This is a genomic window from Aquincola agrisoli, from assembly GCF_036621135.1.
Taxonomy (GTDB): Bacteria; Pseudomonadota; Gammaproteobacteria; order Burkholderiales; family Burkholderiaceae_C; genus Aquincola; species Aquincola agrisoli.
In genome coordinates, this window is sequence record NZ_JAZIBG010000001.1 from 50,293 (window position 1) to 73,621 (window position 23,329).

The window sequence follows — 23,329 nt, forward strand, 5'->3', positions numbered from 1 at the left end:
TGGCGCCCTTGTCAGAAGCGTTCGTCGCGGCGCAGGTAGCGCCACTGCCCCGGCGGCAGCTGGCCCAGCACGACGCTGCCGATGCGCACGCGCTTCAGCCCAACCACCTTCAGGCCGACGGCCTCGCACATGCGGCGGATCTGGCGCTTGCGGCCTTCGCGCAGCACGACGCGCAGCTGGTCCTCGTTCTGCCAGCTCACCTTGGCGGGCTGCAGCTTCACCTCGTCGAGCCACAGGCCGTGGCGCAGGCGCTCAAGGTCGGCCTCGGGCAGGCGCCCGTCGGGGGCGGTGCCCACGTACTCCACGCGCACCAGGTACTCCTTCTCGATGTTGGAGTCCTCGCCGATCAGCTGCTTGGCGACGCGGCCGTCCTGCGTGAGCACCAGCAGGCCGGTGGAATCGATGTCGAGCCGCCCGGCGGGCACCAGGCTGCGCAGGTGGCCGGGGTGGAAGGCGATGCCTGAGCGGTCCTCGATCCAGCGGTTTTCCGGCTTGACCAGCACCACCGCGGGTTCGTAGCCGTCTTCCGCCTGGCCGCTGACGTAGCCGATGGGCTTGTGCAGCACCACGGTCATGCGCTGCGCCTGTTCACGGTGCGCGGCGGGGTCGATCTCGATGCGGGCGTCGGGCCCCACGCGCTGGCCGAGCACGGCGAGCCGGCCGTCGACCCGCACCCAGCCGGCGTCGATCCAGTCGTCGGCCTCGCGCCGCGAGGCCACGCCCATCGCGGTGAGCCGTTTCGACAGGCGATCGCCTTCCGCCGCACGCGGCGACGTGGCCCCCGGCGCCGGCTTGGGCGGGCGTGCGCCGCGTTCCGGCGGGCGGCTGGTGGCGGGCGGCAGCCGGTTCGACGGGCGATCGGGCCGGGGGCCGGCGCGGCGGTCGGGCGGGCTGTCGGGGCGGGTGCCACGCTCGGGGCGTTCCGGGCGGCCTTGCCAGGCGTCGCGCGGCGGGCGGGCGCCGGAAGGCCGTTCGCCCGGCCAGCTCGAGGTGCCGCGCGGCGGGTGCTCGTCGCGCTGCATGCGCGGTCCGCGTTCGTCGCGCTGCATGCGGGGCCCGCGCTCGTCCGGGCCGGCATCGCGGCGCGGGGGGCGGTGCCCGCTTTCCATCGTGTCGCGGCGCGGACGGTCGCCCTGCGCGGCATCACGGCGCGGGTAGGGGCCGCTGCCGGCGTCGCGGCGAGGCCGGTCGCCGCCGGGTGCGTCGCGCCGCGGCCTGTCGCTGCCGGCAGGGTCGCGGCGGGGGCGGTCCGCGCCGGCCGCATCGCGGCGGGGCCGGTCCTGCCCGGGCCGATCCGACCCGGGTCCCTCGCGCCGGGGCCGGTCGTCGCCGGCGGCATCCCGTCGGGGTCGATCGCCATACGGCTGTGCATCGCGGCGATGCGGCGGACGGGGACGGTCCTCGCTGCCGCGGGGGCCTTCGCCGCCGCGCGGCGGCCGGCCGGGCGCCTGGGCGCGGAAGGCCTCTTCACGCGCGGCCCGCTCGGCTTGCGCCTCGGCGAGGGTGCGCTGGCGGCGGGGGGCGGTGGCGGCACGCAGCGGCGTACGCGAGCGGCCTTCGCCGGGACCGGACGGCGCCGGCTTGTTCTTCAGTTTGAGGGTGGCCATGGTGATCGGCGGCCGGAAAGCGGCCTGCAGGAGGCCGATTGGACCACGCCGGCCCCGTGCCGGTGCCCTAAAGGGTGAGGCCGAACAGCTCGGCGATGGCTTCGCGGTACTGCGGCTGGCCGAGGTCGTTCGTGTTGTGGTGCGAGCCGCCATCGACCAGCACGAAGCGCTTCGGCCCGCGGGCCCGTTCGTACAGTGCGCGGCCGAGTTCCGGCGGGATGAGCCGGTCGTCGCTGCCATGCACCACGAGGACTGGCGCCTTGACGTCGGCGATCCGGTCGCCGGCCTCGAAGCGCTGCGTGATCAGCGGCCCGAGCGGCAGCCAGCCCCAGCGCATCGTGCTGAACACGTCGCGGATGGAGGTGAAGGTGTTCTCGACGATCAGCCCGGACGCGTCGTCGACCTCCTGGGCCAGATGCACCGCGATGGCCCCGCCCAGCGAATGGCCGAAGACGAAGCGGCGTGCCGCAGGGTGCTGGCGGGCCAGCCAGTCCCAGGCGGCGCGGGCGTCCTGGTAGGCCATGCTTTCGGAGGGCAGCACGGCCGTGCTGCGGCCGAAGCCGCGGTAGTCGATGCCGAGCACCGAGAAGCCGAGGTCGTGCATGCGGCGCATGCGGTTGGCGCTGCCGCGCACATCCCAGCGCGCGCCGTGCAGGTACAGCAGCACCGGGGCGTCGCTGCGCGCCTGGGCGAGCCACAGCCCGTGCAACTTCACCGGCTGGTCGGCCCGCCAGCCGCTCGAGGGTGTGTAGTGGATCCAGACGTCCTGGAGTTCGGCATCCTCGAGCTCGCCGCCCCACCAGGTGCCCTCCATGGGCTGGAAGATCCACGTTCGCTGCTGCGCATCGAGCGATGCGCAACCCGCGGCCACGCAGGCCGCCAGCAGCAATGCGAACAACTTGGCGAGCCCGTGGCGGCCCAGCCTCGAAACAACCTGGCGCATGGGGCGCGATGCTTGCACAGGGCGTGCCTGGCGGTGCGCACCCGGGCCGATGGCCCGCGGCCCTACCGGAAATCTGCCTCGGTTTGCACTGCCGAAACATCTTTGCGGCAGGCGTCCGGCGTTCCGGCGATGTGGGGAGGCTTCAGGCGGCCAGCCTGCAGGGCGCGCCCCGCATCACCGAGCGGTGCGGCTCGCGGCTGAGCCGCTTGGCCATGCGGCGACCGAAGTTGGCCAGCGTGCAGTGCTCGCCATGCCCGACGAGCAGGCCGGGTTCCGGTTCGTCGAGGGCTTCGCCCCCCTCGACCTGCAGCCCCAGGGCCTGCAGCAACTGCACACCGGCACCGGTGGCGGCCACGGTCTTGCCCAGGTCGTAGGCGCCCTGCACGAAGCGCAGCGTGGCTTCGTCGGTCTGCAGCGTTTCCGCGCTTTGCACGCCCGAGGGAACACAGACGGCATCGAAGCGCGCCGCGGTGGTCTCGGTGACCGCGTGGTCCGGAGACAGCATCCCGCCCAGCTGCGTCGTCACCGGGGCGATGTGGGGCGCCACCAGGCGCACCTGGGCGCCCTCGCGATCGAGTTCGGCAATCAGGCGGGCGACGCACAGTTCGTCGACGCCGTCATCGATGAGCATCGCCACGCGCCAGGGCCGATGCGGGCCCGCCGCCGCGCCGTGCAGCGCCGCGGCCTGGGCGGCGGCGGTGGCGGTCGTCGAGGTGCGGGTCGTGGTGTCGGTGTTCATGGCGCTCTGTCACTCCTTGCGTGGTTTGTGGCGTCGTGCGTTCGACGCGATGCCGCAAGGCTAGGGGAGCGCCGTCAGCCAGGATGTCGGGGTGCTGCGCGGAGGCTTGTAGGCCGACGCCTCATGATGTTGCTGTGCAGCAATGTTGTTACCGGCCGCGCAGGAAGAGCCCGTCGAGCTCGCGCATCGTCAGCTGGCGCCAGGTGGGACGCCCGTGGTTGCACTGGTCGGCGCGTTCGGTGCGCTCCATGTCGCGCAGCAGCGCGTTCATCTCGTCGAGGGTGAGCTGCCGGTTGGCGCGCACCGCGCCGTGGCAGGCCATGGTGGCGAGGATCTCGTCGCGGGCGCGCTGGAGCACCTGCGTGGCCCCGACGTCGCCGAGCTCGGCCAGCACCGAGCGCGCGAGCGCCACCGCGTCGCCGCCGGCCAGCGCGGCCGGCCGGGCGCGCACCGCCAGCACGCCGGGCGACAGCGGCGTGATGTCGAGGCCCAGTTCGAGCAGCGTGTCGCGCTGCGTCTCGGCGGTGGCGATCTCGGTGGGCGAGGCAGCGAAGCTCGCGGGGATCAGCAGCGGCTGCGACTCCAGCGACGCGGCGCCGATGCTGGCCTTCAGCCGCTCGTAGACGATGCGCTCGTGCGCGGCGTGCATGTCGACGATCACCAGCCCCTGGCTGTTCTCGGCCAGCACGTAGACGCCGGCGATCTGCGCGATCGCCCGGCCCAGCGGCCATTCGCCGGCCTCTGCGTGCACTGCGTGGGCCGGCGGCGGCGCGCCGGCGGTCTCGTCCGCCTGGCCGGCGAACGGCGCCGCGGGGCGCCAGGCCGGCGCAGGCTCCTGCGCGTACAGCAGCGCGGCATGCTGCAAGGCCAGCGCGCCTTGTGCCGGCCCGTCGCTGCGCGGCATGCGCGGCGGATGGCTGCTGTCGGCACCGCCGCTCCAGGACGAAGGGGGTGTCCCTGCGGGCCTCCCGGCCTGCGCGTCGGGGTTCGCCTGCAGCGGCGCCTGCGCGGCAGCCTCGGCGGCCAGCCCGGCGCGCGACACCGCCAGCGCCGACTCGACCGCGCGGCGCACGGCCTGGTGCACCGCGCGGCCGTCGCGGAAGCGCACCTCGATCTTCGTCGGATGCACGTTCACGTCCACCAGCTCCGGCGCGATCGTCGCGAAAAGCACGTAGGCGGGCTGGCGCTGCCCGTGCAGCACGTCCTCGTAGGCGGAACGTATGCCGTGGGCGATCAGCCGGTCGCGCACGTAGCGGCCGTTCACGAAGACGTACTGCTGGTCGGCGCGGGCGCGCGACATCTCCGGCAGCCCCGTGCGCCCCTGCAGCGCGAGCGGGCCGGCGTTGTGCTCCACGCTGCGGCTGCCGTCGATGAAGTCTTCGCCGAGCACGTCCTGGATGCGCTGGTCGAGGCCCGCGGCACGCCATTGCGCGACGAGCCGGCCTTCATGCCACACCGAGAAGCCCACGTCGGGCCGCGCCAGCGCGTGGCGGCGCACGGCTTCCACGGCGTGCGCGAGTTCGGTGGCGTCGGTCTTCAGGAACTTGCGGCGCGCCGGCGTGTTGAAGAAGAGCTCCCGCACCTCGACGCTGGTGCCCACCGCGCGTGCGGCCGGCCCCAATTCGCCGGAGCGAGCATCGAGCCGCACGGCATGGGCCGCGCCGGCGGTGCGGCTCAGCAGCGAGACATCCGCCACCGACGCGATGGCGGCCAGCGCCTCTCCGCGGAAGCCCATGGTCGAGACGCTTTCCAGGTCGACCAGCGAGCCGATCTTGCTGGTGGCGTGGCGGCGCAGCGCCAGCGGCAGCTCCGCAGCCTCGATGCCGGCGCCGTCGTCCTCGACCACGATGCTGCGCACGCCGCCCGCCACCAGCTTGACGGCGACCTGCGTGGCCCCTGCGTCGAGGGCGTTGTCGACCAGCTCGCGCACCACCGAGGCCGGCCGCTCGACCACCTCGCCGGCCGCGATCTGGCTCACCAGTTCATCGGGCAGCTCGCGGATCGGGCGGCGGGGCAGGGCAGACGGGACGGCGCTCATGCCGGCATTCTAGGAAGCGCGCCCGCCGCGATAATCCGCGCCCATGGAACTCGTAGCCGCCCTCATCGACTTCATCCTGCACGTCGACGTGCACCTCGCGCAATTCGTGGCCGACTACGGCACCTGGGTCTATGCGCTGCTCTTCGCGATCGTCTTCGTCGAGACCGGCGTGGTCGTGATGCCCTTCCTGCCCGGTGATTCGCTGCTGTTCGTGGTGGGGGCGCTGTGCGGCGCCGGGCTGATGAACCTGCCGCTGGCGATGGGGCTGCTGCTGGTCGCGGCGATCCTCGGTGACCAGGTCAACTACACCATCGGCCGCGCGATCGGCCCGAAGGTGTGGCAGTGGGAGAAGAGCCGCTGGTTCAACCGCCAGGCCTTCGAGCAGGCCCATGCGTTCTACGAGAAGTACGGCGGCGTGACGATCATCATCGCGCGCTTCATGCCGTTCATCCGCACCTTCGCGCCCTTCGTGGCCGGCGTCGCCGACATGAGCCGCACCAAGTTCACCGCGTACAACGTGGCCGGCGCCCTGCTGTGGGTGGTGGGCATCACGCTGGCTGGCTATGTGTTCGGCAACATCCCGTTCGTCAAGCAGCACCTCGACAAGATCATCTGGGCGATGATCCTGATCCCCGGCCTGCTGGCCATCTTCGGCGGCTGGCGGGCCCGCAGGGCCGCCGCCGCTGCGGCCGGCGCGCCGGCCGGCATCCGCTGAAGCACCGGCCCGCGCGCGCGGGCCGTCAGAGCTGGCGCTGCCGCGCCAGCGGCGGGTTCTTCGCGAAGTAGCGCTGGATGCCCACGCTCAGGGCCCTGACCAGCTCTCGCTGGTAGGCCGTGCTGCGCAGCTTGGCTTCTTCCTCGGGGTTCGAGATGAAGGCCGTCTCGACCAGGATGCTCGGGATGTCGGGTGCCTTGAGCACCGCGAAGCCGGCCTGCTCGACACGCGGCTTGTGCAGGCGGCCGACGCGGTCGAGCTCGCCCAGCACCTCGCCGCCCACGCGCAGGCTGTCCTTGATCTGCGCGTGCGTGCTCATGTCGAGCATCGTGCGCAGCACCTGCGCATCGGCCGAGCGCACATTGACGCCGCCCACCACGTCGGCGGCGTTCTCGCGGTTGGCCATCCAGCGCGCCGCGGTGCTGCTGGCGCCGCCCTGCGACAGCGCGAACACCGAGGCGCCGCGCGCCTTGGGCGTGATGAAGGCGTCGGCGTGGATCGACACGAACAGGTCGGCTTGCACGCGACGCGCCTTGTTCACCCGCTCGTGCAGCGGCACGAAGAAGTCGGCATCGCGGGTCATGAAGGCGCGCATGCCGGGCACGGCGTTGATGCGTTCGCGCAGCTGCAGCGCGATGGCCAGCACCACGTCCTTCTCCCGCAGGCCGCTGGGGCCGATGGCGCCGGGATCCTCGCCGCCGTGCCCCGGGTCGAGCGCGACCACGACCAAGCGGTCGATCTTGCTCTGCGTCTCCGCACGCGGCCCGAGGGCCGGCGGCGTGGCCGGGGGCGGCATGGGGGCGGCCGCCACCACCGGCGGCGGCACCACGGCCGGTGCTGGCGGCAGGGTGCCCGGCGGCGGCGCTTCGGCCACGGGCGGCGGCGCACCGACGCGGCCGATGAATTCACCCAACGCATCCTGCACCGACTGCGCCGCCTCGCGCTCGGATTGCTCCTTGTCGCGGATCAGCGCGAGCAGCGGGTCGACCGGCTGCGTGGGGTAGAGGTCGAACACCAGGCGATGCTGGTAGGCCGCCACCGGCGCCAGCGCGAACTGCTGCGGCGCGGTGGACTGCTTGAGGTCGATCACCAGCCGCACGACGCGCGGCTGGTACTGCCCCACGCGGATGCCGGCGATGAAGGGGTCGTCCGCGCGCACCTTGCCCACCAGCTCGCGCAGCTGCGGGCTCAGCTCCAGGCCGTCGATGTCGACCACCATGCGCTCCGGTCCGGTGATCAGCTGGTGCGAGGCGGCGAGGGCCTGGTCGGACTCGATCGTGACGCGGGTGTAGTCTTCGGCCGGCCAGACGCGCACGGCCACGATGCCGGCACCGTAGGCCAGGTCGCCCGCACCGATCAGCAGCACGACGCTGCCGAACTGGCGCAGCACTGCGCGGCGACGGAGCGGGGGCGCCGTCGTCACAGGGCGTGCAGCAGCGCGAGGCCGCAAGGGGTGTGGGCGTGCAGGGTCACGGCCCGTTGATCATCGTCGAGCGGTGCGAGTTCCATGCGGAGGTCCGGTGCGGGCAGGGCGGCGGCCACTTTCTCGGGCCATTCGGCCAGCTTCAGGCCGGGCTGGGCGAACACGTCCCGGAAGCCCGCGTCGTCCCATTCGGCGGCGTCTTCGAAGCGGTAGAAGTCGAAGTGCGCCACGGGCGGGCCGTCGGCCAGCTCGTAGGGTTCGAGCACGGCATAGGTCGGGCTCTTGATGCGGCCCTGCACGCCCAGCGCGCGCAGCAGGTGGCGCACGAAGGTCGTCTTGCCGGCGCCCAGCGGCCCATGCAACTCGATGAAGGCATTGCGCAGCGCAGGCTGCGCCGCCAGCGCCTGGGCGGTGGCGGTGCAGGCGGCCTCGTCGGGCCAGCGCAGGATGCGGGTTTCTAGAATCGGGCGATGCGGGAGCGTCATCACGACATCGACGGGCAGGTACTGCTGGTGCAGCTGCGCACGTGGGCTCGGGAGCTGGGATTCTCCCAGATCGGTGTTTCCGGCGTCGATCTCACCGATGCGGAGCCCGGCCTGCAGGCCTGGCTCGATGCGGGCTTCCATGGTTCGATGGCCTACATGGCGGCGCACGGCCTGAAGCGGGCGAGGCCTCAGGTGCTGGTGCCGGGCACGGTGCGCGTGGTCACCGCGCGCATGGACTACCTGCCCGGCGGCACCGCCGACGGGTGGCGCGATGCCGAGTGGACGCGCATCGGCCGGCCGCAGGCGGCCACCGTGTCGGTCTATGCCCGCGGCCGCGATTACCACAAGGTCATGCGGGCCCGGCTGCAGAAGCTGGCCGACCGGCTGGGCGAGGCCGTCGGGCCGCTGGGCCACCGCGTGTTCACCGATTCGGCCCCGGTGCTCGAGGTTGCGCTGGCCACCCGCAGTGGCCTCGGCTGGCGCGGCAAGCACACGCTGGCGCTGCGCCGCGATGCCGGCTCGATGTTCTTCCTCGGCGAGATCTACATCGACCTGCCGCTGCCGCTGACCGAAGCGGAGCCGCCGCATTGCGGGCGCTGCACGGCCTGCATCGAGATCTGCCCCACCCAGGCCATCGTCGGCCCGTACCGGCTCGACGCGCGGCGATGCATCTCGTACCTGACGATCGAGCACGCCGGTCCCATCCCCGAGCCGCTGCGCGCAGCGATCGGCAACCGCATCTACGGCTGCGACGACTGCCAGCTCGCCTGCCCCTGGAACAAGTACGCGCAGCGCGCCGTGCTGCCCGACTTCGACGTGCGGCCAGCGCTGGCCGAGCCCACGCTGCTCGCCCTGTGGGCGTGGGACGAGGCCGAGTTCCTGCGCCGCACCGAGGGCAGCGCGATCCGCCGCATCGGCCACGAGCGCTGGCTGCGCAACCTGGCCGTGGCCCTGGGCAATGCGTGGCGTACCACCGGCGATCCGGCCATCGCCGAAGCCTTGGCCGGCCGGCGCGACGCGGCGACCCCGCTGGTGCGCGAGCACATCGACTGGGCGCTGGCTCAGCGCAGCGGCGGGCCGAGCGCGGCGAAGGCCGCCAGCGCCAGCGGTACGCTCAGCATGCCCAGCAGCGTGGACACCGTCACCAGCCCGGCGACGAAGCTGGCGTGACCGCCCAGCCGGGCCGCGAGCACGTAGCAGCTCGAGGCGGTCGGCAGCGCCGAGAACGCGACCACGACCAGCTGCTGCACCGGCGGCAGGTCGGTCCAGCGGATGAACACCACCGTCAACAGCGGCAGCGCCAGGTGCCGGATGGCCAGCAGCGCCGCCGCCAGGCGCGGTGCATCCCGCAGCGCGCCGAAGCGCAGCCCCGCGCCCACCGCCATCAGCCCAATCGGCAATGCAGCCAGGCCGATGCGGTTCAGCGTGGTGCCCACGGCCTCCGGGAAGCGCACGCCAATCAGGCTGGCCGCCAGGCCGGCCAGCGTGCTGACGATCAGCGGGTTGCGCACCAGTTCGCGCAGGAAGCCGTGGCCGCCGTGCCGGGCCAGCGGCCACACCGCGGCGATGTTGCAGGCGGGCACCGCGACGGCCACCAGCAGCGCGACCGCCGCCAGCCCGGGCGCCCCGCCGATGCGCTCGGCCAGGGCCAGCGCGATATACGAGTTGAACCGGAAGGCGACCTGGGCGCCCGAGGCGTGGATGCGCGCATCCACGCCGGGCCAGCGTGCGAGCGACAGCGACAGCAGGATGCCGGTGCCCACCACCGCCAGGCCGGCCACGCCCAGCGTCGCCAGTGCGCCGGGCTGCAGCGGGTTGCGCACGATGGAGTTGAACAGCAGCACCGGGAAGAGCAGGTAGTACACGAGGCGCTCGGCGCCGTCCCACACGCTGCGGTCGAGCGGCGTGTAGCGGCACACGAAGAACCCCACGACGATCAGCAGGAAGTCGGGCAGCAGGAGAAAGGCGGTCTGCATGCGGCCGAGTCTGCCATCGCGCAGCGGCATGAATGGCAGGCCACATAATTCCCGCTTCGCAACAGGAGAGCTTGCCGATGAAACGCAACACCCTCAAAGCCCTGGCCTCGCTGAGCGCGCTGACCCTGCTGCCGGCGGTGCTGCCCGCCTGGGCGCAGTCGTATCCCAGCAAGCCGGTTCGCCTCGTGGTGCCGTTTGCGCCCGGCGGGACGACCGACATCATTTCCCGCGTCGTCGCCGAGAAGGCCAACCTGGCGCTGGGCCAGACGGTGGTGGTCGAGAACAAGGGCGGCGGCGGCGGCTCGATCGGCGCGATCGAGCTGATCCGCGCCGCACCCGACGGCTACACGCTGGGCACGGCCACCGTGTCGACCACGGCGTCGAATCCGGCGATCAACACCAAGATCGGCTACAACCCGATCACCGACTTCACGCCCATCATCAACATCGCGGCCACGCCCAACGTGATCGTGGTGCACCCCTCGTTCCCGGCCAAGGACTACAAGACCTTCCTGGAAGTCATCAAGAAGAACCCCGGCAAGTACAGCTACGCCACGTCGGGCACCGGCGGCATCGGCCACCTCCAGACCGAGCTGTTCAAGAGCCTGACCGGCACCTTCATCACCCACATCCCCTACCGCGGCGCCGGCCCCGCGCTGAACGACACCGTGGCGGGCCAGGTGCCGATCATGTTCGACAACCTGCCGTCGGCGCTGCCGTTCATCAAGGACGGCCGGCTGGTCGCGATCGTGGTCGCGGCGCCGCAGCGCCTGGCGGTGCTGCCGAACGTTCCGACGTTCAAGGAAGTGGGCCTGGAAGCCGCCAACCGCATGGCCTACTACGGCATCCTGGGCCCCAAGGGCCTGCCGAAGGACATCGTGGACAAGGTCGCCGCCGCGGTGAAGAAGACCGCGGAACTGCCCGATGTGAAGAAGCGCATCGAGGACACCGGTTCGCTGCTGGTGCTGAACACGCCGGACGAGTTCGCCGCGCAGATCCGCGCCGAGTTCGACGTGTACAAGAAGGTCGTGCAGCAGCAGAAGCTCACGCTGGAGTGATGCCGCAGCCGCCTGGACAAGCCGCGTGAGCCCGCGGGAACAAAGCCAGGCGCTGATCGACCGCTTCGTCGATGCCTTGTGGATCGAGGACGGCCTGGCGGCCAACTCGCTGGCCGCCTACCGCCGCGACCTGCAGGGCTGCGCGGACTGGCTGGCTGCCGAACCGGCCAAGGCGCTCGACGCGGCAGGCGAGGCCGACCTGCTGGGTTACATCGCGGCCCGCCATGCGGGCTCGCGTGCCACCAGCTCGAACCGCCGGCTGACGGTCTTCAAGCGGTTCTTCCGCTGGGCGCTGCGCGAGCGCCTGGTGGCCGCCGATCCCACGCTGCGCCTGCGCATGGCCAAGCAGCCGATGCGTGTGCCCAAGACCTTGAGCGAGTCGCAGGTGGAGGCGCTGCTGTGCGCGCCGGACACCGGCAAGCCGCTGGGCCTGCGCGACCGCGCGATGCTGGAACTGATGTACGCCAGCGGCCTGCGGGTGAGCGAACTCGTGGGCTTGCAGACCATCCAGGTCGGGCTGGCCGAGGGGGTGCTGCGCGTCACCGGCAAGGGCTCCAAGGAGCGGCTGGTGCCCTTCGGCGACGAGGCGCACGCCTGGATCACACGCTACCTGGCGGACGCGCGCGCCGCGATCCTGCAGGGGCAGGCCAGCCAGGCGCTGTTCGTCACCGCGCGCGGCGGTGGGATGACGCGGCAGATGTTCTGGGCCATCGTGAAGAAGCACGCGCTGACGGCGGGGATCACCGCGCCGCTGTCGCCGCACACCCTGCGCCACGCGTTCGCCACGCACCTGCTGAACCACGGCGCGGACCTGCGCGCGGTGCAGATGCTGCTGGGGCATGCCGACATCTCGACCACGACCATCTACACGCACGTGGCGCGCGAACGGCTGCGGGCGCTGCATGCGCGCCACCATCCACGCGGCTGACACCCAAAGAAAAACGGCCCCGAAGGGCCGTTTTCGATTCGGATCCCGGCGTGCCGGAGATCAGAAGTTGTGGCGCACGCCCAGGGCGAAGGAGCTGGGATCCTTGCCGAAGCCGGCAGAGGTGCCGTAGCTGACGTTCGACTTGTTGTCGACGGCCGTGTAGAAGGCGTAGACCTTGGTGCGCTTGGACAGGTTGTAGTTGTAGCCCAGCGTCCACTGCGTGGCCTTGCTGTCGTCGGTGTCGTCCCAGTCGTCAGCCATACCGACGTTCACGTGGAACTCGGAGGCACCCATGGTGTACATGCCCGACAGGCGGAACGCATTGCGCTTGCCGAAGCCGACTTCCTTGACGTCGCTGCGCTGGTAGTAGCCGCCGAACGTGAAGGCGCCGAGTTCATACAGTGCGCGGATCGCGAACTGGTTGCTCTTCGTTTCCGCCTGGCGCTCGTAGCCGAAGCCCAGGTGCAGCGGACCCGCGTCGTAGTTACCTGCCAGGTTCAGCACCTTGGCTTCGTCCACGCCTTCGCCGGCCGACTGGGAGATCTCGCCCACGAAGCCGCCGAAGTTCGGCGTCTGGTAGGAGATCGTGTTCTTGTTGCTGCTCAGGTACGTGTACAGCTTGTCTTCCGACGTGCCGGTGTCGTGGTTGTGCAGGCTGACGTAGTCGGCGGTGGCGTAGTACGCGGCGCTGGTCAGGCGGCCGGCGCGCAGGTTGCCGAAGCCACCCGACAGGCCAACCCACGAGTCGCCCGACCAGAAGTCGCCGTTGGTGGTGCCGGTGTCGCTGTTGAAGCGGTGCTCGAGGAAGAAGTCAGCCTTCAGGCCGCCACCGAGGTCTTCGGTGCCCTTGAAGCCCAGGCGCGAGGCGTTGTTCTGCAGAACGGTCTGCTTGCCGTCGACGGCGACATCCTTCTGGTACTCAACGGTGGTGTTCACACGGCCGAACACGGTCACGGAGCTTTGGGCCAGAGCGGCGCTCGTGCCCAGGGCGGCCACGGCAGCAACGATCAGAGTGCGCTTCATGAGGTTCCTTTTGGATTGAGAGATCGGTCTACGCAACGCCGAGACAACTGCAAGCGCTGCGCGTGAAGAAATTGTAGGAGTCGGTTTGCTGGAAAACGAGCATAGGGGTCACACGGATGTCATCTGCTCGGCAAGAAAACAACAGTGCAACTTTGGGGGGTCCCTGCTAAGCGCAGGCTCGCCGAGCACGCGAAGGCAGAATCCGCCGCCCATGGACCACACCTTCGTCTCCGCGCTGCTGCTGCTGCTGCTGGTGCTCGACCCGTTCGGCAGCCTCCCGATCTTCATCTCGGTGATGCGCAACGTGGCGCCGGAGCGCAGGGCGCGCGTGGCGGTGCGCGAGGTGGTGCTGGCGTTCGGCGTGCTGGCTCTGTTCATGGTCGGCGGCCGTTCGTTCCTGTCGCTGCTGCACCTGTCGGAGCGATCGCTCGAAGTGGCCGGCGGGGTGATCCTGCTGATCATCGCCATCCGCATGATCTTTGCCTCGGGCGGCGAGATCTACGCCACCGACGGCACCGGCCGCGAGCCGTTCATCTTCCCGCTGGCCGTGCCGCTGCTCGCGGGGCCGTCGGCCATGGCCACGGTGCTGCTGCTGGCGTCGCGGCAGCCCGAGCGGCTGGCGGAGTGGGTCGGCGCGCTGACCGTGGCGATGGCCATCTGCGGCATCGTGCTGCTGATGGCGGACCGGCTGCGGCGCCTGCTGGGGGCCTCGATGGTCAGCGCCATCGAGAAGCTGATGGGGCTGGTGCTGACCGCGGTGGCCGTCGAGATGATCCTCGCCGGCCTCAAGCGCTACTTCTTCGGCACCTGAACGGTCATCGCCCGCGCAGGTGCGCCGGCGCTTCGAGCCGCTTGGCCAGGCCCGCCAGCAGCAGCGTGAGCACCAGGTAGATCGCCGAGATGAGCAGGTACGGCTCCCAGTAGCGGGAATACGCCCCCGCAACCGTTCGTGCCGCCAACGCGAGTTCGGCCAGGCCGATCGCGGAGACGAGCGAGGAGTCCTTGATGAGCGTGACGCCCTCGTTGACGAGCGCTGGCATCATTCGGCGGAAGGCCTGCGGCAGGATCACGTGGCGCATCGCCTGGGCGTGCGTCAAGCCCACGCTGTAGGCCGCCTGCGTCTGGCCCCGGTGGATGCTGAGGATGCCGGCGCGGAAGATCTCGGAGATGTAGGCGCCGGCGTTGAGCGTGAGCGCCAGGGCGCCCGAGAAGAAGGCGCCGTACTCCTGCCGGAAGCTGCGCGCCGCCTCGCCCGCCAGCAGCACGCCGTGCTCGGGGTGCACCAGCGTGGGCATCAGCGCGAAGTGCACCAGCAGGATCTGCACGAAGAGCGGTGTGCCGCGGAAGAAGGTCACGTAGGCCAGCGTGACCAGGCGCGCCGCGCGCAGCAGCAGCGCGAGCACCGGCGACTTGGGCGCGGGCGCGTCGGACGAACTGCTGATGAGGCCGAACACCACGCCCAGCACGAGGCCGACGCCGATGGCGACGACGGTGAGCTTCACCGTCATCCACAGGCCCGAAACGAACAGCGGGCCGTAGCCCGCCAGAATTTCCCAGCGCAGGTCCACGGCCCGTCGTCTCCTGGATCAGGCTCAGTTCGAAGCGGCGGAGGCCGGCGCGGCGGCCGACGGCGCGGCACCGAAGTACTTCGCGTAGATCCTGTCGTAGGTGCCGTCGGCCTTGATGTCGGCCAGGCCCTTGTTGATCTTGTCGAGCAGCTCGGTGTTGCCCTTCTTGACCGCGATGCCGTACTGCTCGGGCGCGAAGCTGCTGTCGGACACCGTCTTGAACTTGGCGTCCGGGTTGTTGGCGACGTAGTGGATGACCACGCCGTTGTCGGCCACCACGGCGTCGACGCCGCCCGCTTCCAGCTCCTTGAGCGCCAGCGGCGTGGACTCGAACCGCTTGACGTTGCTGCTCGTCTTGCCCAGCAGCTTGGTCACCACCTCATCGCCCGTGGTGCCGGTCTGCACGCCGACCTTGAGCTTCTTCAGGTCGTCGAACCGGGCCACCTTGCTGTCGGCCTTGACGGCGATCAGCTGCACCGCATCGAAGTAGGGCGCGCTGAAGTCCATCGTCTGCTTGCGCTCCTCGGTGATGGTGATCGACGACGAGAGCAGGTCGCGGTCGCCCTGCTGCAGCGAGTTGAAGATGCCCTCCCAGGGTGTGTTGACGAACTTCACTTCGAAGCCGGCCTTCTGGGCCACGGCGCTGACCACGTCGATCGTGAAGCCGACGATCTCCGCCTTGTCGTTCTGCGATTCGAAGGGGGCGTAGGCCGCGTCGGTCCCGACCACGTAGACCTTGGCCGGGGTGGGCGCGGGGGCCGAGGCGGCTTCGGGGGCGGACGCCACGGGCGCCGGCGCGGGCGGCTCCTGCTTGCCGCAGGCCGCGAGGACCAGACCGGCCGCCATCAGGCCGACACGTTGCAGGAAACGTCGGGTGGAAGCGTCAGGGGACGTGGACATGGAGTTACCGGAAGGGGGATGGAGGTGGCGGCAGTGTAAGGCGGGGTCGGGGCCGCGGCCGATACTCGCAAGCCCTGTTCCAGGCGCCTTCGCCCCCGTGTCAGGGATGGGGCCCGGGCCCCTGTTCGAGCGCGGCCAGCTCTTCCGCGGTGAAGCCGGCCGCCTCCCTCGCGGCGCGGTTGAACGGCGGCCGCAGGCGGGGCGCCTGGTACTCGCGCACCAGCACGGCATAGTGCGCAACGGGGTCGAGCGCGTCGCGCTCGCACAGCCAGCGGTACCAGTGGTTGCCGATCGCCACGTGGCCCACCTCGTCGCGCAGGATCACGCCGAGGATCTCCACCGCGCGCTGGTCGCCCGCCTTGCCGAGCTTGGCCTGCAGCGGCGGCGTGGCATCGAGGCCGCGCGCTTCGAGCGTGCGCGGCACCAGCGCCATGCGCGCGACGACGTCGTGGCGGGTGCGCGCGGTCATCGTCCACAGGCCGTCGTGCGCATCGAAGTCGCCGTAGTCGTGCCCGAGCGACAGCAGGTGCTCGCGCAGCAGCGTGAAGTGCAGTGCCTCCTCGCTGGCGACGCGCATCCAGTCCCGGTAAAACGCATCGGGCATGCCCGCGAACCGCCAGACGGCGTCGGCCGCCAGGTCGATCGCGTTGAGCTCGATGTGCGCGATCGAGTGCAGCAGCGCCGCCCGGCCTTCGGGCGTGTGGGGCGATCGGCGGGGCAGCGCCGTGTGCGGCACCAGCCGCGGGCGGCCCAGCCTGCCGGGCAGGCCGGGCGGCTCGTCGATCGCGGCCGCCGCGTCGATGTGCAGGGTGTCGAGCGCGGCGTACAGCGCACGGGCTTGCGCCGCCTTGGCCACCGGGTCCGCCAGGCGCAAGACCCGCAAAGCGTGACGTCGAAGCTCCATTCCTACAATTCTGCCTTTCTGCGCGTTGGGACCTCGGTGATGAGTGAGTTGCACAAGTTCTTGTTCGAAGGCCTGCCGGTGCGAGGCATGCTGGTGCGCCTGACCGACGATTGGAAGGAAGTGCTGCGCCGCCGGGAATCGCTGGGCGCCTTCGCCGAGCCGGTGCGCCGGCTGCTCGGCGAGATGGCCGCCGCGGGCGTGCTGATGCAGTCCAACATCAAGTTCGAAGGCGCGCTGGTGCTCCAGATCTACGGCGACGGGCCGGTGAAGCTGGCCGTGGTCGAGGCGCAGCCCGATCTGCGCTTCCGCGCGACGGCCAAGGTGGTCGGCGACGTGCCGCCCGAGGCGGGCCTCGCGGCGATGGTCAACGTGCACGGCCAGGGCCGCTGCGCGATCACGCTGGATCCGGCCGAAAAACAGCCGGGCCAGCAGCCCTACCAGGGCGTGGTGGCGCTGCACGGCGACCGGCACGAGCCGCTGCAGCAGGTCAGCGAGGTGCTGGAGCACTACATGCTGCAGTCGGAGCAGCTCGATACGCGGTTGATCCTGGCCGCCGACGACGAGGTGGCCGCCGGCCTGCTCATCCAGCGCCTGCCGGTCGAAGGCGAGGGCAACCTCGGCCGCAACGAGGACGAGATCGGCATCAACGAAGCCTTCAACCGCATCAGCCACCTGGCCTCGACCCTGACGCGCGAGGAGCTGTTGACGCTCGACGCCGACACGGTGCTGCGCCGGCTGTTCTGGGAGGAACAGGTGCGGCGCTTCGAGCCGCAGCGGCCGCGCTTCGCCTGCTCGTGCTCGCGCGAGCGCGTGGCGCAGATGCTGAAGGGGCTGGGGCGCGAGGAGATCGAAGGCATCCTCGCCGAGCGGGGCGACAACGTGGAGATCGGTTGCGACTTCTGCGGCCTGCAGTACCACTTCGATCCGATCGACGTCGGCGGACTCTTCACCCCGGAACGCGACCAGCCGCCGCCGACCTCGGCGGTGCACTGAGGGCGCGTCAGCCGGTGTGCAGCAGGCGCTCGCAGCCGGGATCGAGGCAATCCAGGCAGCGCCGGCGCCAGCGGATCCGCGCCTGGCGTGCCGGTGCCTCGGCGGGCGGCTGGGATGCGGCGGGCAGCACGGGCTGCCAGCGTTCGACGGCCCGCAGTGCGGCATCGACACGCGCGGCGCCTTCGCCGTACACGACGCCGTAGCCGATGCCTGCACGGGAGAGGGCGGTGCGCAGCAGCCGGTCCACGGGCTCGCGCACCTGCGGCCCGTCGCGCATCAGGCCGTCCGGCAGCCAGGGCAGGTCGAGCGCGGTCAGCAGCGTGAGGCCGGCGTGTTCGCGCTGCCAGCGCAGCGCTTCCTCGTACAGCGACGGGTCGTCAAAGATGTAGTCGCTGTAGACCGCGGTCATCAGCGGCGTGGTGTCGGCGATCACCAGCGCTTCGCCGTCCGCATCGAGGGCGGCGTGGATGCGCCGGCGCTGCTCCGCCGCGATGGCGGCCTGTTCGTCGGCCCGGGGCGTGCGGCCGTGTTCGTCGCACCACTCGCGCAGGTATTCGTCGACCGAGCGGCAGGGCCGGTGGCGCCCGATGCGCTCGGCGAGCGCGTGTGCGAGGTCCGTCTTGCCCGTGCTCTCCGCACCGAGCAGGGCGATCAGGCGGGGCGTGTTCATGCCGCCTGGGCCGAGGCCGCCCGCCGCGCCCAGTGCCGCCAGCCGAAGGCCGCCAGCACGGCGAACAGCGCGTAGAGCAGCATCGTCAGCCAGAGCGCCTTCCACGCGAAGAGACCCACGCTGACGATGTTCACGACGACCCAGGCGGGCCAGTTCTCGACGTACTGCCGCGCCAGCAGCCATTGCCCCGCAAGGCTGGCCACGGTGGGGAAGGCGTCGAGCCAGGGCACGGCGCTGTCGGTGTGGCGGGCCAGCAGCAGTGCCAGCGTCGGCCAGGCCGCCAGCGTCAGCGCGATGGCGACGGCCCGGCCGCGAGCGCCGAGGTAGCGCACCCGCAGCGCGGAGCCGTCGGACTGGCGGCCATGCAGCCATTCCCACCAGCCCCAGCCGGCCACCGCGATGAACACGAGTTGCAGGGCGGCCTCGCCGTACAGCCCACTTTCGCGGAACAGCAGCGCATAGACCGCGGAACTGGTGATCGCCAGCGGCCAGGCGAGGGCATTGACGCGGATGTTGAACCACACCATGCCCAGCGCCAGCACGAAGCCGGTGACCTCGGCCCAGCTCACCGGGCTGCCCCAGGCGCTGAACGCCGGCGAAAAAAAAGCGCCGAGCGCGGCGCCCAGGACGTCCATCGGCCTGCCTCAGCGGCGCGGGGTCGCGACCTGGACGAGGATCTCGTTCGGCTTGACCATGCCGAGTTCGGCGCGGGCCTTCTCCTCGACCATCTCCAGGCCTTCCTTCAGGTCGCTGACTTCGGCCGCGAGCTGCTCGTTGCGCATGCGCGCCGCGTGGTTCGCGGCGAGCTGCGCATCGAGTTGCGTCTGCAGCGCCACGGCGTAGGGCATGCCGCCTTTGCCGAACCAGAGCTCGGCCTGCACCAGCGCGAGGAGCGCGATCAGTGCAAAGGTGATGACCTTCATCGCCGGCGGCGCGCGCGCAGTCGCCTCAGCGGACGTTGTAGAACGCCGAGCGGCCGGGGTACGACGCCACGTCGCCGAGGTCTTCCTCGATGCGCAGCAGCTGGTTGTACTTGGCCATGCGGTCCGAACGGCTCATCGAGCCGGTCTTGATCTGGCCGGCGTTGGTGCCGACGGCGATGTCGGCGATGGTCGAGTCTTCCGTCTCGCCCGAGCGGTGGCTGATCACGGCGGTGTAGCCCGCGCGCTTGGCCATCTCGATCGCGGAGAAGGTCTCGGTCAGCGTGCCGATCTGGTTGATCTTGATCAGGATCGAGTTGGCGATGCCCTTGTCGATGCCTTCCTTCAGGATCTTGGTGTTGGTGACGAACAGGTCGTCGCCGACCAGCTGCACCTTCTTGCCCAGGCGGTCGGTCAGCAACTTCCAGCCGTCCCAGTCGCCTTCGTGCATGCCGTCTTCGATGCTGATGATCGGGTACTTGTCGCACCAGGCGGCGAGGATGTCCGTCCACTCGGCGGCGGCCAGCTTCTTGCCGCCTTCGCCTTCCAGCACGTAGAGGCCGTCGTGGTAGAACTCGCTGGCCGCGCAGTCGAGGCCCAGCGCGATCTGCTCGCCCGGCTTGTAGCCGGCCTGTTCGATCGCCTGCAGGATCATCTGGATCGCCGCTTCATGGCTCTCGACGTTGGGCGCGAAGCCGCCTTCGTCGCCCACTGCCGTCGGCAGGCCCTTGTCGCCGATGATCTTCTTCAGCGCGTGGAAGGTCTCGGCGCCCCAGCGCACGGCCTCGCGGAAGCTCGGCGCGCCCACGGGGATGATCATCAGCTCCTGCAGGTCGAGGCTGTTGTTGGCGTGCGCGCCGCCGTTGATGACGTTCATCATCGGCACCGGCAGCTGCATGCCGCCCATGCCGCCGAAGTAGCGGTACAGCGGCAGGCCCGACTCCTCGGCCGCGGCCCGGGCCACGGCCATCGAGACGGCCAGCATCGCGTTGGCGCCCAGGCGGCTCTTGTTGTCGGTGCCGTCGAGGTCGATCAGCGTCTTGTCGAGGAAGGCCTGCTCGGAAGCGTCGAGGCCCAGCACGGCTTCGCTGATCTCGGTGTTGACGTGCTCCACCGCCTTCAACACGCCCTTGCCGAGGTAGCGGCTCTTGTCGCCGTCGCGCAGCTCGATCGCTTCGCGCGAACCGGTGGAGGCCCCGCTCGGCACCGCGGCGCGGCCCATGGTGCCGCTTTCCAGCAGCACGTCGCATTCCACGGTGGGGTTGCCGCGGCTGTCCAGGATCTCGCGGCCGACGATGTCGACGATGGCACTCATGTTGTTCTCCTCAAAGGCAATGGGTATTCGGTCTGTCGCGGCCGGCGGGGCTTCAGGTGCCCTCGACCAGCAGCATGCGCATCACGGCGGCACCCTGGCGGGCGCTGCGCGCGAGGCTGTACTCGGCGGAATTGTTGAAGGCGCGGGCCTGCTCGATGCTCGGAAACTTCAGGATCACCAGTCGCTCGGGCGACCAGTCGCCCTCCAGCACCTCGATCCTGCCGCCCCGCACGCAGACCTCGGCGCCATGCGCCTGGATCGCCAGGGTGGACAGCTTCTTGTAGTCCTCGTACTGCTGGGGATCCGTCACCTGGACGTGGGCGATGATGTACGCGCTGCTCATGGTGGACGTCACTTGGAGGCAGTTGCGCCAGCGAACACCACGGACCCGGCTTCGCCGGTCCGTTGGTGTTGCCCCCTCGAGGGGGCGGCCGCAGGCCGTAGGGGGTGGTCCATCAGCAGCTGAAGTCGTTTTCCAGGAACGGCTGGGCCTTGACGACCCGGTCGAGCGCGGCGAGCTGTTCGAGCAGGGCGTTCATGTGCTTCAGCGGCACGGCGTTGGGGCCGTCGCTCATGGCCTTGGCCGGGTCGGGGTGCGTCTCCATGAAGAGGCCCGCGATGCCCACGGCCACCGCGGCGCGCGACAGCACGGGCACGAACTCGCGCTGGCCGCCGCTGCTGGTGCCCTGGCCGCCCGGCAGCTGCACGCTGTGCGTGGCGTCGAAGACGACCGGCGCGCCCGTCTCACGCATGATCGCGAGGCTGCGCATGTCGGATACCAGGTTGTTGTAGCCGAAGCTCACGCCGCGCTCGCAGGCCATGAAGTTGTCTTCCGGCAGGCCCTTCTCGCGCGCGGCGTCGCGGGCCTTCTGGATCACGTTCTTCATGTCGCCGGGGGCGAGGAACTGGCCCTTCTTGATGTTCACCGGCTTGCCGCTCTGCGCCACGGCGCGGATGAAGTCGGTCTGCCGGCACAGGAAGGCGGGCGTCTGCAGCACGTCGACCGCGGCGGCCACGGCGGGGATCTCGTCCTCGGTGTGCACGTCGGTCAGCACCGGCACGCCGAGTTCCTTCTTCACCTTGGCCAGGATGGCCAGGCCCTTGTCGATGCCCGGGCCGCGGAACGAGGTGCCGCTGGAGCGGTTGGCCTTGTCGAAGCTCGACTTGAAGATGAAGGGGATGCCCAGCGCCGCGGTCATTTCCTTCAGGCGGCCGGCCACGTCCATCTGGAGCTGTTCGCTCTCGATGACGCAGGGGCCGGCGATCAGGAAGAACGGCCGGTCGAGGCCCACCTCGAATCCGCAGAGCTTCATGTCTGCCCCTCGTCCGACGAGTACGTCGACCGGTCCCCCGAGGGGACGCGGGCCGGCTTGGGAGCGGCCCGGCGCTCGGCCCGCCAACGGGTTGTCACGGCTTGGCTCATGCTGCCTCCTTGCGCGCCCCTTCGGCGTGGCGCTCAGTCTGGTGGTCCAGCGCGGCCTTCACGTAGCTCGTGAAGAGCGGGTGGCCGTCCCACGGCGTGCTCTTGAACTCGGGGTGGAACTGCACGCCGACGAACCAGGGGTGCACCTCCTGCGGCAGCTCGACGATCTCGGTGAGCTTCTCGCGCTGGGTGATCGCCGAGATCACCAGTCCGGCGTTGCGCAGCCGGTCGAGGTAGTGCTCGTTGGCTTCGTAGCGATGGCGGTGGCGCTCGGTGACGACCGGTCCGTAGATCTGGAACGCGAGCGAACCGGGCTTGACGTCGGAGCTCTGCGCGCCCAGGCGCATCGTGCCGCCGAGGTCGGAGTTGGCGTCGCGCTTCTGGATGGTGCCGTCGCTGTCCTGCCACTCGTCGATCAGCGCGATCACCGGGTGCGGCGTCTTGGGATCGAACTCGGTGCTGTTGGCATCGGCCAGCCCGGCCAGGTGGCGGGCCACCTCGATGGTCGCGACCTGCATGCCCAGGCAGATGCCGAGGTACGGGATCTTCTGCTCGCGGGCGTACTGCGCCGCGAGGATCTTGCCTTCCACGCCGCGCTTGCCGAAGCCGCCGGGCACCAGGATCGCGTCGTACTGCTTCAGCGTGTCGACCTGTCCGGCTTCCAGGCTCTCCGCATCCACGTACTCGATCTTCACGCGCGCATGGTTGTGGATGCCGGCGTGGCGCAGCGCCTCGTTGAGCGACTTGTACGAATCCGACAGCTCGGTGTACTTGCCGCACATCGCGATGGTGACCTCGCGCTTCGGGTGCTCGACCTCGTGGACGAGGCGGTCCCAGCGCTTCAGGTCGGCCGGGCGGGTCAGCAGCTGCAGCTTCATGCAGATCAGCTCGTCCAGGCCCTGCTCGTGCAGCATGCGCGGCACCTTGTAGATGCTGTCCACGTCCCACATCGAGATGACGCCGGCGGATGCGACGTTGGTGAACAGCGAGATCTTGTCGCGCTCTTCGTCCGGCACCGCACGGTCGGCGCGGCACAGCAGCGCGTCGGGCTGGATGCCGATCGCGCGCATCTTCTCGACCGTGTGCTGCGTGGGCTTGGTCTTCAGCTCGCCGGCCGCCGCGATGTACGGCACGTAGGTGAGGTGCACGAACGCCGCGTTGTTGGCGCCCGAGCGCAGGCTGAGCTGGCGCACCGCCTCCAGGAAGGGCAGCGATTCGATGTCGCCCACCGTGCCGCCGATCTCGACGATCGCCACGTCCACGTCGGCCGCCCCGCGCTTGACGAAATCCTGGATCTCGTTGGTGACGTGCGGGATCACCTGCACCGTCTTGCCGAGGTAGTCGCCGCGGCGTTCCTTCTCGAGCACCGACTTGTAGATCTGGCCGGCGGTGAAGTTGTTGGCCCGCTTCATCCGCGTGTTGATGAAGCGCTCGTAGTGGCCGAGGTCGAGGTCGGTTTCCGCGCCGTCGTCGGTGACGAACACCTCGCCGTGCTGGAAGGGGCTCATCGTGCCCGGATCCACGTTGAGGTACGGGTCGAGCTTGATGAGGGTCACCTTGAGGCCGCGGGACTCGAGGATCGCGGCCAGGGAGGCCGAGGCGATGCCCTTGCCGAGCGAGGACACCACGCCACCGGTGACGAAGACGAACTTGGTCATGTCGTGCTGCATTCGGCCGGGACGCGCCGCGCGAATGCCTTGC

At 70.4% G+C, this 23,329-nt stretch carries 24 protein-coding genes; 6 read left to right on the forward strand and 18 right to left on the reverse strand.

All coding sequences use genetic code 11. The features are described from left to right. Nucleotides 1-11: 11 nt before the first annotated feature. The 4 genes from V4F39_RS00235 to mutL form a co-directional block, all read right to left on the reverse strand. Complete coding sequence (locus V4F39_RS00235) at nucleotides 12-1,607, reverse strand: pseudouridine synthase (protein WP_332287209.1); 1,596 nt, start codon at nucleotides 1,605-1,607, stop codon at nucleotides 12-14. A gap of 67 nt (nucleotides 1,608-1,674) precedes the next feature. Continuing rightward, nucleotides 1,675-2,550, reverse strand: coding sequence for an alpha/beta hydrolase (locus tag V4F39_RS00240; RefSeq protein ID WP_332287210.1), 876 nt, complete (start codon nucleotides 2,548-2,550; stop codon nucleotides 1,675-1,677). A gap of 142 nt (nucleotides 2,551-2,692) precedes the next feature. After that, nucleotides 2,693-3,289, reverse strand: a complete 597-nt coding sequence (locus V4F39_RS00245) for a DJ-1/PfpI family protein (RefSeq protein WP_332287211.1) — start codon at nucleotides 3,287-3,289, stop codon at nucleotides 2,693-2,695. Nucleotides 3,290-3,437: 148 nt separating this feature from the next. Then, nucleotides 3,438-5,327, reverse strand: a complete 1,890-nt coding sequence (mutL, locus tag V4F39_RS00250; RefSeq protein ID WP_332287212.1) for a DNA mismatch repair endonuclease MutL — start codon at nucleotides 5,325-5,327, stop codon at nucleotides 3,438-3,440. A gap of 43 nt (nucleotides 5,328-5,370) precedes the next feature. Here mutL and V4F39_RS00255 point away from each other — a divergent pair, with 43 nt between their 5' ends. Beyond that, complete coding sequence (locus V4F39_RS00255) at nucleotides 5,371-6,042, forward strand: DedA family protein (protein WP_332287213.1); 672 nt, start codon at nucleotides 5,371-5,373, stop codon at nucleotides 6,040-6,042. Nucleotides 6,043-6,067: 25 nt separating this feature from the next. On the opposite strand, the gene V4F39_RS00260 is transcribed toward V4F39_RS00255, so the two are convergent. Next, nucleotides 6,068-7,432 (reverse strand): N-acetylmuramoyl-L-alanine amidase, encoded by a 1,365-nt coding sequence (locus tag V4F39_RS00260; RefSeq protein WP_332287214.1) that lies wholly within the window; start codon nucleotides 7,430-7,432, stop codon nucleotides 6,068-6,070. Between the two features lie 29 nt (nucleotides 7,433-7,461). Then, nucleotides 7,462-7,950: a tRNA (adenosine(37)-N6)-threonylcarbamoyltransferase complex ATPase subunit type 1 TsaE gene (gene tsaE, locus V4F39_RS00265; protein ID WP_332287215.1), complete on the reverse strand. Its 489-nt coding sequence runs from the start codon at nucleotides 7,948-7,950 to the stop codon at nucleotides 7,462-7,464. Between tsaE and queG the strand changes: the two genes are divergently transcribed. Further along, a complete protein-coding gene (gene queG / locus V4F39_RS00270) occupies nucleotides 7,936-9,120 on the forward strand; it encodes a tRNA epoxyqueuosine(34) reductase QueG (RefSeq protein ID WP_332287216.1) in 1,185 nt (394 codons plus the stop codon). The two genes, tsaE and queG, sit on opposite strands and share 15 nt — an antisense overlap. On the opposite strand, the gene V4F39_RS00275 is transcribed toward queG, so the two are convergent. After that, on the reverse strand, nucleotides 9,012-9,926 hold the full coding sequence (locus V4F39_RS00275; RefSeq protein WP_332287217.1) for an AEC family transporter: 915 nt from the start codon (nucleotides 9,924-9,926) through the stop codon (nucleotides 9,012-9,014). The two genes, queG and V4F39_RS00275, sit on opposite strands and share 109 nt — an antisense overlap. 77 nt (nucleotides 9,927-10,003) lie before the next feature. Between V4F39_RS00275 and V4F39_RS00280 the strand changes: the two genes are divergently transcribed. Further along, complete coding sequence (locus V4F39_RS00280) at nucleotides 10,004-10,984, forward strand: tripartite tricarboxylate transporter substrate binding protein BugE (RefSeq protein WP_332287218.1); 981 nt, start codon at nucleotides 10,004-10,006, stop codon at nucleotides 10,982-10,984. A 25-nt stretch (nucleotides 10,985-11,009) separates the two neighbouring features. Then, nucleotides 11,010-11,912, forward strand: a complete 903-nt coding sequence (gene xerD / locus V4F39_RS00285; RefSeq protein ID WP_332287219.1) for a site-specific tyrosine recombinase XerD — start codon at nucleotides 11,010-11,012, stop codon at nucleotides 11,910-11,912. Between the two features lie 60 nt (nucleotides 11,913-11,972). On the opposite strand, the gene V4F39_RS00290 is transcribed toward xerD, so the two are convergent. After that, nucleotides 11,973-12,935, reverse strand: coding sequence for a porin (locus tag V4F39_RS00290; RefSeq protein ID WP_332287220.1), 963 nt, complete (start codon nucleotides 12,933-12,935; stop codon nucleotides 11,973-11,975). Between the two features lie 211 nt (nucleotides 12,936-13,146). Between V4F39_RS00290 and V4F39_RS00295 the strand changes: the two genes are divergently transcribed. Next, nucleotides 13,147-13,746 carry a MarC family protein gene (locus tag V4F39_RS00295; protein ID WP_332287221.1) on the forward strand — a complete coding sequence of 200 codons (600 nt, stop codon included), beginning with the start codon at nucleotides 13,147-13,149 and terminating at the stop codon, nucleotides 13,744-13,746. 4 nt (nucleotides 13,747-13,750) lie between these two features. Here the strand turns inward: V4F39_RS00295 and V4F39_RS00300 are convergent, their stop codons facing one another. From V4F39_RS00300 to V4F39_RS00310, 3 genes are all read right to left on the reverse strand, one after another. Beyond that, complete coding sequence (locus tag V4F39_RS00300) at nucleotides 13,751-14,503, reverse strand: amino acid ABC transporter permease (protein ID WP_332287222.1); 753 nt, start codon at nucleotides 14,501-14,503, stop codon at nucleotides 13,751-13,753. Nucleotides 14,504-14,527: 24 nt separating this feature from the next. After that, nucleotides 14,528-15,403: a basic amino acid ABC transporter substrate-binding protein gene (locus V4F39_RS00305; protein WP_332287223.1), complete on the reverse strand. Its 876-nt coding sequence runs from the start codon at nucleotides 15,401-15,403 to the stop codon at nucleotides 14,528-14,530. A 100-nt stretch (nucleotides 15,404-15,503) separates the two neighbouring features. Next, nucleotides 15,504-16,307 (reverse strand): ferritin-like domain-containing protein, encoded by an 804-nt coding sequence (locus tag V4F39_RS00310; protein ID WP_332287224.1) that lies wholly within the window; start codon nucleotides 16,305-16,307, stop codon nucleotides 15,504-15,506. A gap of 39 nt (nucleotides 16,308-16,346) precedes the next feature. Here V4F39_RS00310 and hslO point away from each other — a divergent pair, with 39 nt between their 5' ends. Next, nucleotides 16,347-17,300, forward strand: coding sequence for an Hsp33 family molecular chaperone HslO (hslO, locus tag V4F39_RS00315; RefSeq protein ID WP_332287225.1), 954 nt, complete (start codon nucleotides 16,347-16,349; stop codon nucleotides 17,298-17,300). Nucleotides 17,301-17,307: 7 nt separating this feature from the next. Here the strand turns inward: hslO and V4F39_RS00320 are convergent, their stop codons facing one another. The 7 genes from V4F39_RS00320 to pyrG all read right to left on the reverse strand — a co-directional run bounded on the left by V4F39_RS00320 (nucleotide 17,308) and on the right by pyrG (nucleotide 23,286). Continuing rightward, on the reverse strand, nucleotides 17,308-17,970 hold the full coding sequence (locus V4F39_RS00320) for an ATP-binding protein (RefSeq protein WP_332287226.1): 663 nt from the start codon (nucleotides 17,968-17,970) through the stop codon (nucleotides 17,308-17,310). Next, a complete protein-coding gene (gene pnuC / locus V4F39_RS00325; RefSeq protein ID WP_332287227.1) occupies nucleotides 17,967-18,605 on the reverse strand; it encodes a nicotinamide riboside transporter PnuC in 639 nt (212 codons plus the stop codon). Before pnuC ends, V4F39_RS00320 begins: the two co-directional genes overlap by 4 nt. Nucleotides 18,606-18,614: 9 nt before the next feature. Further along, the gene (gene ftsB, locus V4F39_RS00330; protein ID WP_332287228.1) at nucleotides 18,615-18,893 is read right to left on the reverse strand and encodes a cell division protein FtsB; all 279 of its coding nucleotides are present in this window, start codon (nucleotides 18,891-18,893) and stop codon (nucleotides 18,615-18,617) included. A 25-nt stretch (nucleotides 18,894-18,918) separates the two neighbouring features. Beyond that, on the reverse strand, nucleotides 18,919-20,205 hold the full coding sequence (eno, locus tag V4F39_RS00335; protein WP_332287229.1) for a phosphopyruvate hydratase: 1,287 nt from the start codon (nucleotides 20,203-20,205) through the stop codon (nucleotides 18,919-18,921). A 52-nt stretch (nucleotides 20,206-20,257) separates the two neighbouring features. Beyond that, the gene (locus V4F39_RS00340) at nucleotides 20,258-20,548 is read right to left on the reverse strand and encodes a DUF1330 domain-containing protein (RefSeq protein WP_332287230.1); all 291 of its coding nucleotides are present in this window, start codon (nucleotides 20,546-20,548) and stop codon (nucleotides 20,258-20,260) included. Nucleotides 20,549-20,660: 112 nt separating this feature from the next. Further along, the gene (gene kdsA / locus V4F39_RS00345; protein ID WP_332287231.1) at nucleotides 20,661-21,518 is read right to left on the reverse strand and encodes a 3-deoxy-8-phosphooctulonate synthase; all 858 of its coding nucleotides are present in this window, start codon (nucleotides 21,516-21,518) and stop codon (nucleotides 20,661-20,663) included. Nucleotides 21,519-21,624: 106 nt separating this feature from the next. Continuing rightward, nucleotides 21,625-23,286: a CTP synthase gene (gene pyrG, locus V4F39_RS00350; RefSeq protein ID WP_332287232.1), complete on the reverse strand. Its 1,662-nt coding sequence runs from the start codon at nucleotides 23,284-23,286 to the stop codon at nucleotides 21,625-21,627. Nucleotides 23,287-23,329 lie beyond the last annotated feature (43 nt).

Coding starts and splice junctions, on each gene's coding strand:
- V4F39_RS00235 (WP_332287209.1), bottom strand. CDS start 1,607: ATGGCCACCCTCAAACTGAAGAACAAGCCGGCGCCGTCCGGTCCCGGC.
- V4F39_RS00240 (WP_332287210.1), bottom strand. CDS start 2,550: ATGCGCCAGGTTGTTTCGAGGCTGGGCCGCCACGGGCTCGCCAAGTTG.
- V4F39_RS00245 (WP_332287211.1), bottom strand. CDS start 3,289: ATGAACACCGACACCACGACCCGCACCTCGACGACCGCCACCGCCGCC.
- mutL (WP_332287212.1), bottom strand. CDS start 5,327: ATGAGCGCCGTCCCGTCTGCCCTGCCCCGCCGCCCGATCCGCGAGCTG.
- V4F39_RS00255 (WP_332287213.1), top strand. CDS start 5,371: ATGGAACTCGTAGCCGCCCTCATCGACTTCATCCTGCACGTCGACGTG.
- queG (WP_332287216.1), top strand. CDS start 7,936: ATGCGGGAGCGTCATCACGACATCGACGGGCAGGTACTGCTGGTGCAG.
- tsaE (WP_332287215.1), bottom strand. CDS start 7,950: ATGACGCTCCCGCATCGCCCGATTCTAGAAACCCGCATCCTGCGCTGG.
- V4F39_RS00275 (WP_332287217.1), bottom strand. CDS start 9,926: ATGCAGACCGCCTTTCTCCTGCTGCCCGACTTCCTGCTGATCGTCGTG.
- V4F39_RS00280 (WP_332287218.1), top strand. CDS start 10,004: ATGAAACGCAACACCCTCAAAGCCCTGGCCTCGCTGAGCGCGCTGACC.
- V4F39_RS00290 (WP_332287220.1), bottom strand. CDS start 12,935: ATGAAGCGCACTCTGATCGTTGCTGCCGTGGCCGCCCTGGGCACGAGC.
- V4F39_RS00295 (WP_332287221.1), top strand. CDS start 13,147: ATGGACCACACCTTCGTCTCCGCGCTGCTGCTGCTGCTGCTGGTGCTC.
- V4F39_RS00305 (WP_332287223.1), bottom strand. CDS start 15,403: ATGTCCACGTCCCCTGACGCTTCCACCCGACGTTTCCTGCAACGTGTC.
- V4F39_RS00310 (WP_332287224.1), bottom strand. CDS start 16,307: ATGGAGCTTCGACGTCACGCTTTGCGGGTCTTGCGCCTGGCGGACCCG.
- hslO (WP_332287225.1), top strand. CDS start 16,347: ATGAGTGAGTTGCACAAGTTCTTGTTCGAAGGCCTGCCGGTGCGAGGC.
- V4F39_RS00320 (WP_332287226.1), bottom strand. CDS start 17,970: ATGAACACGCCCCGCCTGATCGCCCTGCTCGGTGCGGAGAGCACGGGC.
- pnuC (WP_332287227.1), bottom strand. CDS start 18,605: ATGGACGTCCTGGGCGCCGCGCTCGGCGCTTTTTTTTCGCCGGCGTTC.
- ftsB (WP_332287228.1), bottom strand. CDS start 18,893: ATGAAGGTCATCACCTTTGCACTGATCGCGCTCCTCGCGCTGGTGCAG.
- eno (WP_332287229.1), bottom strand. CDS start 20,205: ATGAGTGCCATCGTCGACATCGTCGGCCGCGAGATCCTGGACAGCCGC.
- V4F39_RS00340 (WP_332287230.1), bottom strand. CDS start 20,548: ATGAGCAGCGCGTACATCATCGCCCACGTCCAGGTGACGGATCCCCAG.
- kdsA (WP_332287231.1), bottom strand. CDS start 21,518: ATGAAGCTCTGCGGATTCGAGGTGGGCCTCGACCGGCCGTTCTTCCTG.
- pyrG (WP_332287232.1), bottom strand. CDS start 23,286: ATGACCAAGTTCGTCTTCGTCACCGGTGGCGTGGTGTCCTCGCTCGGC.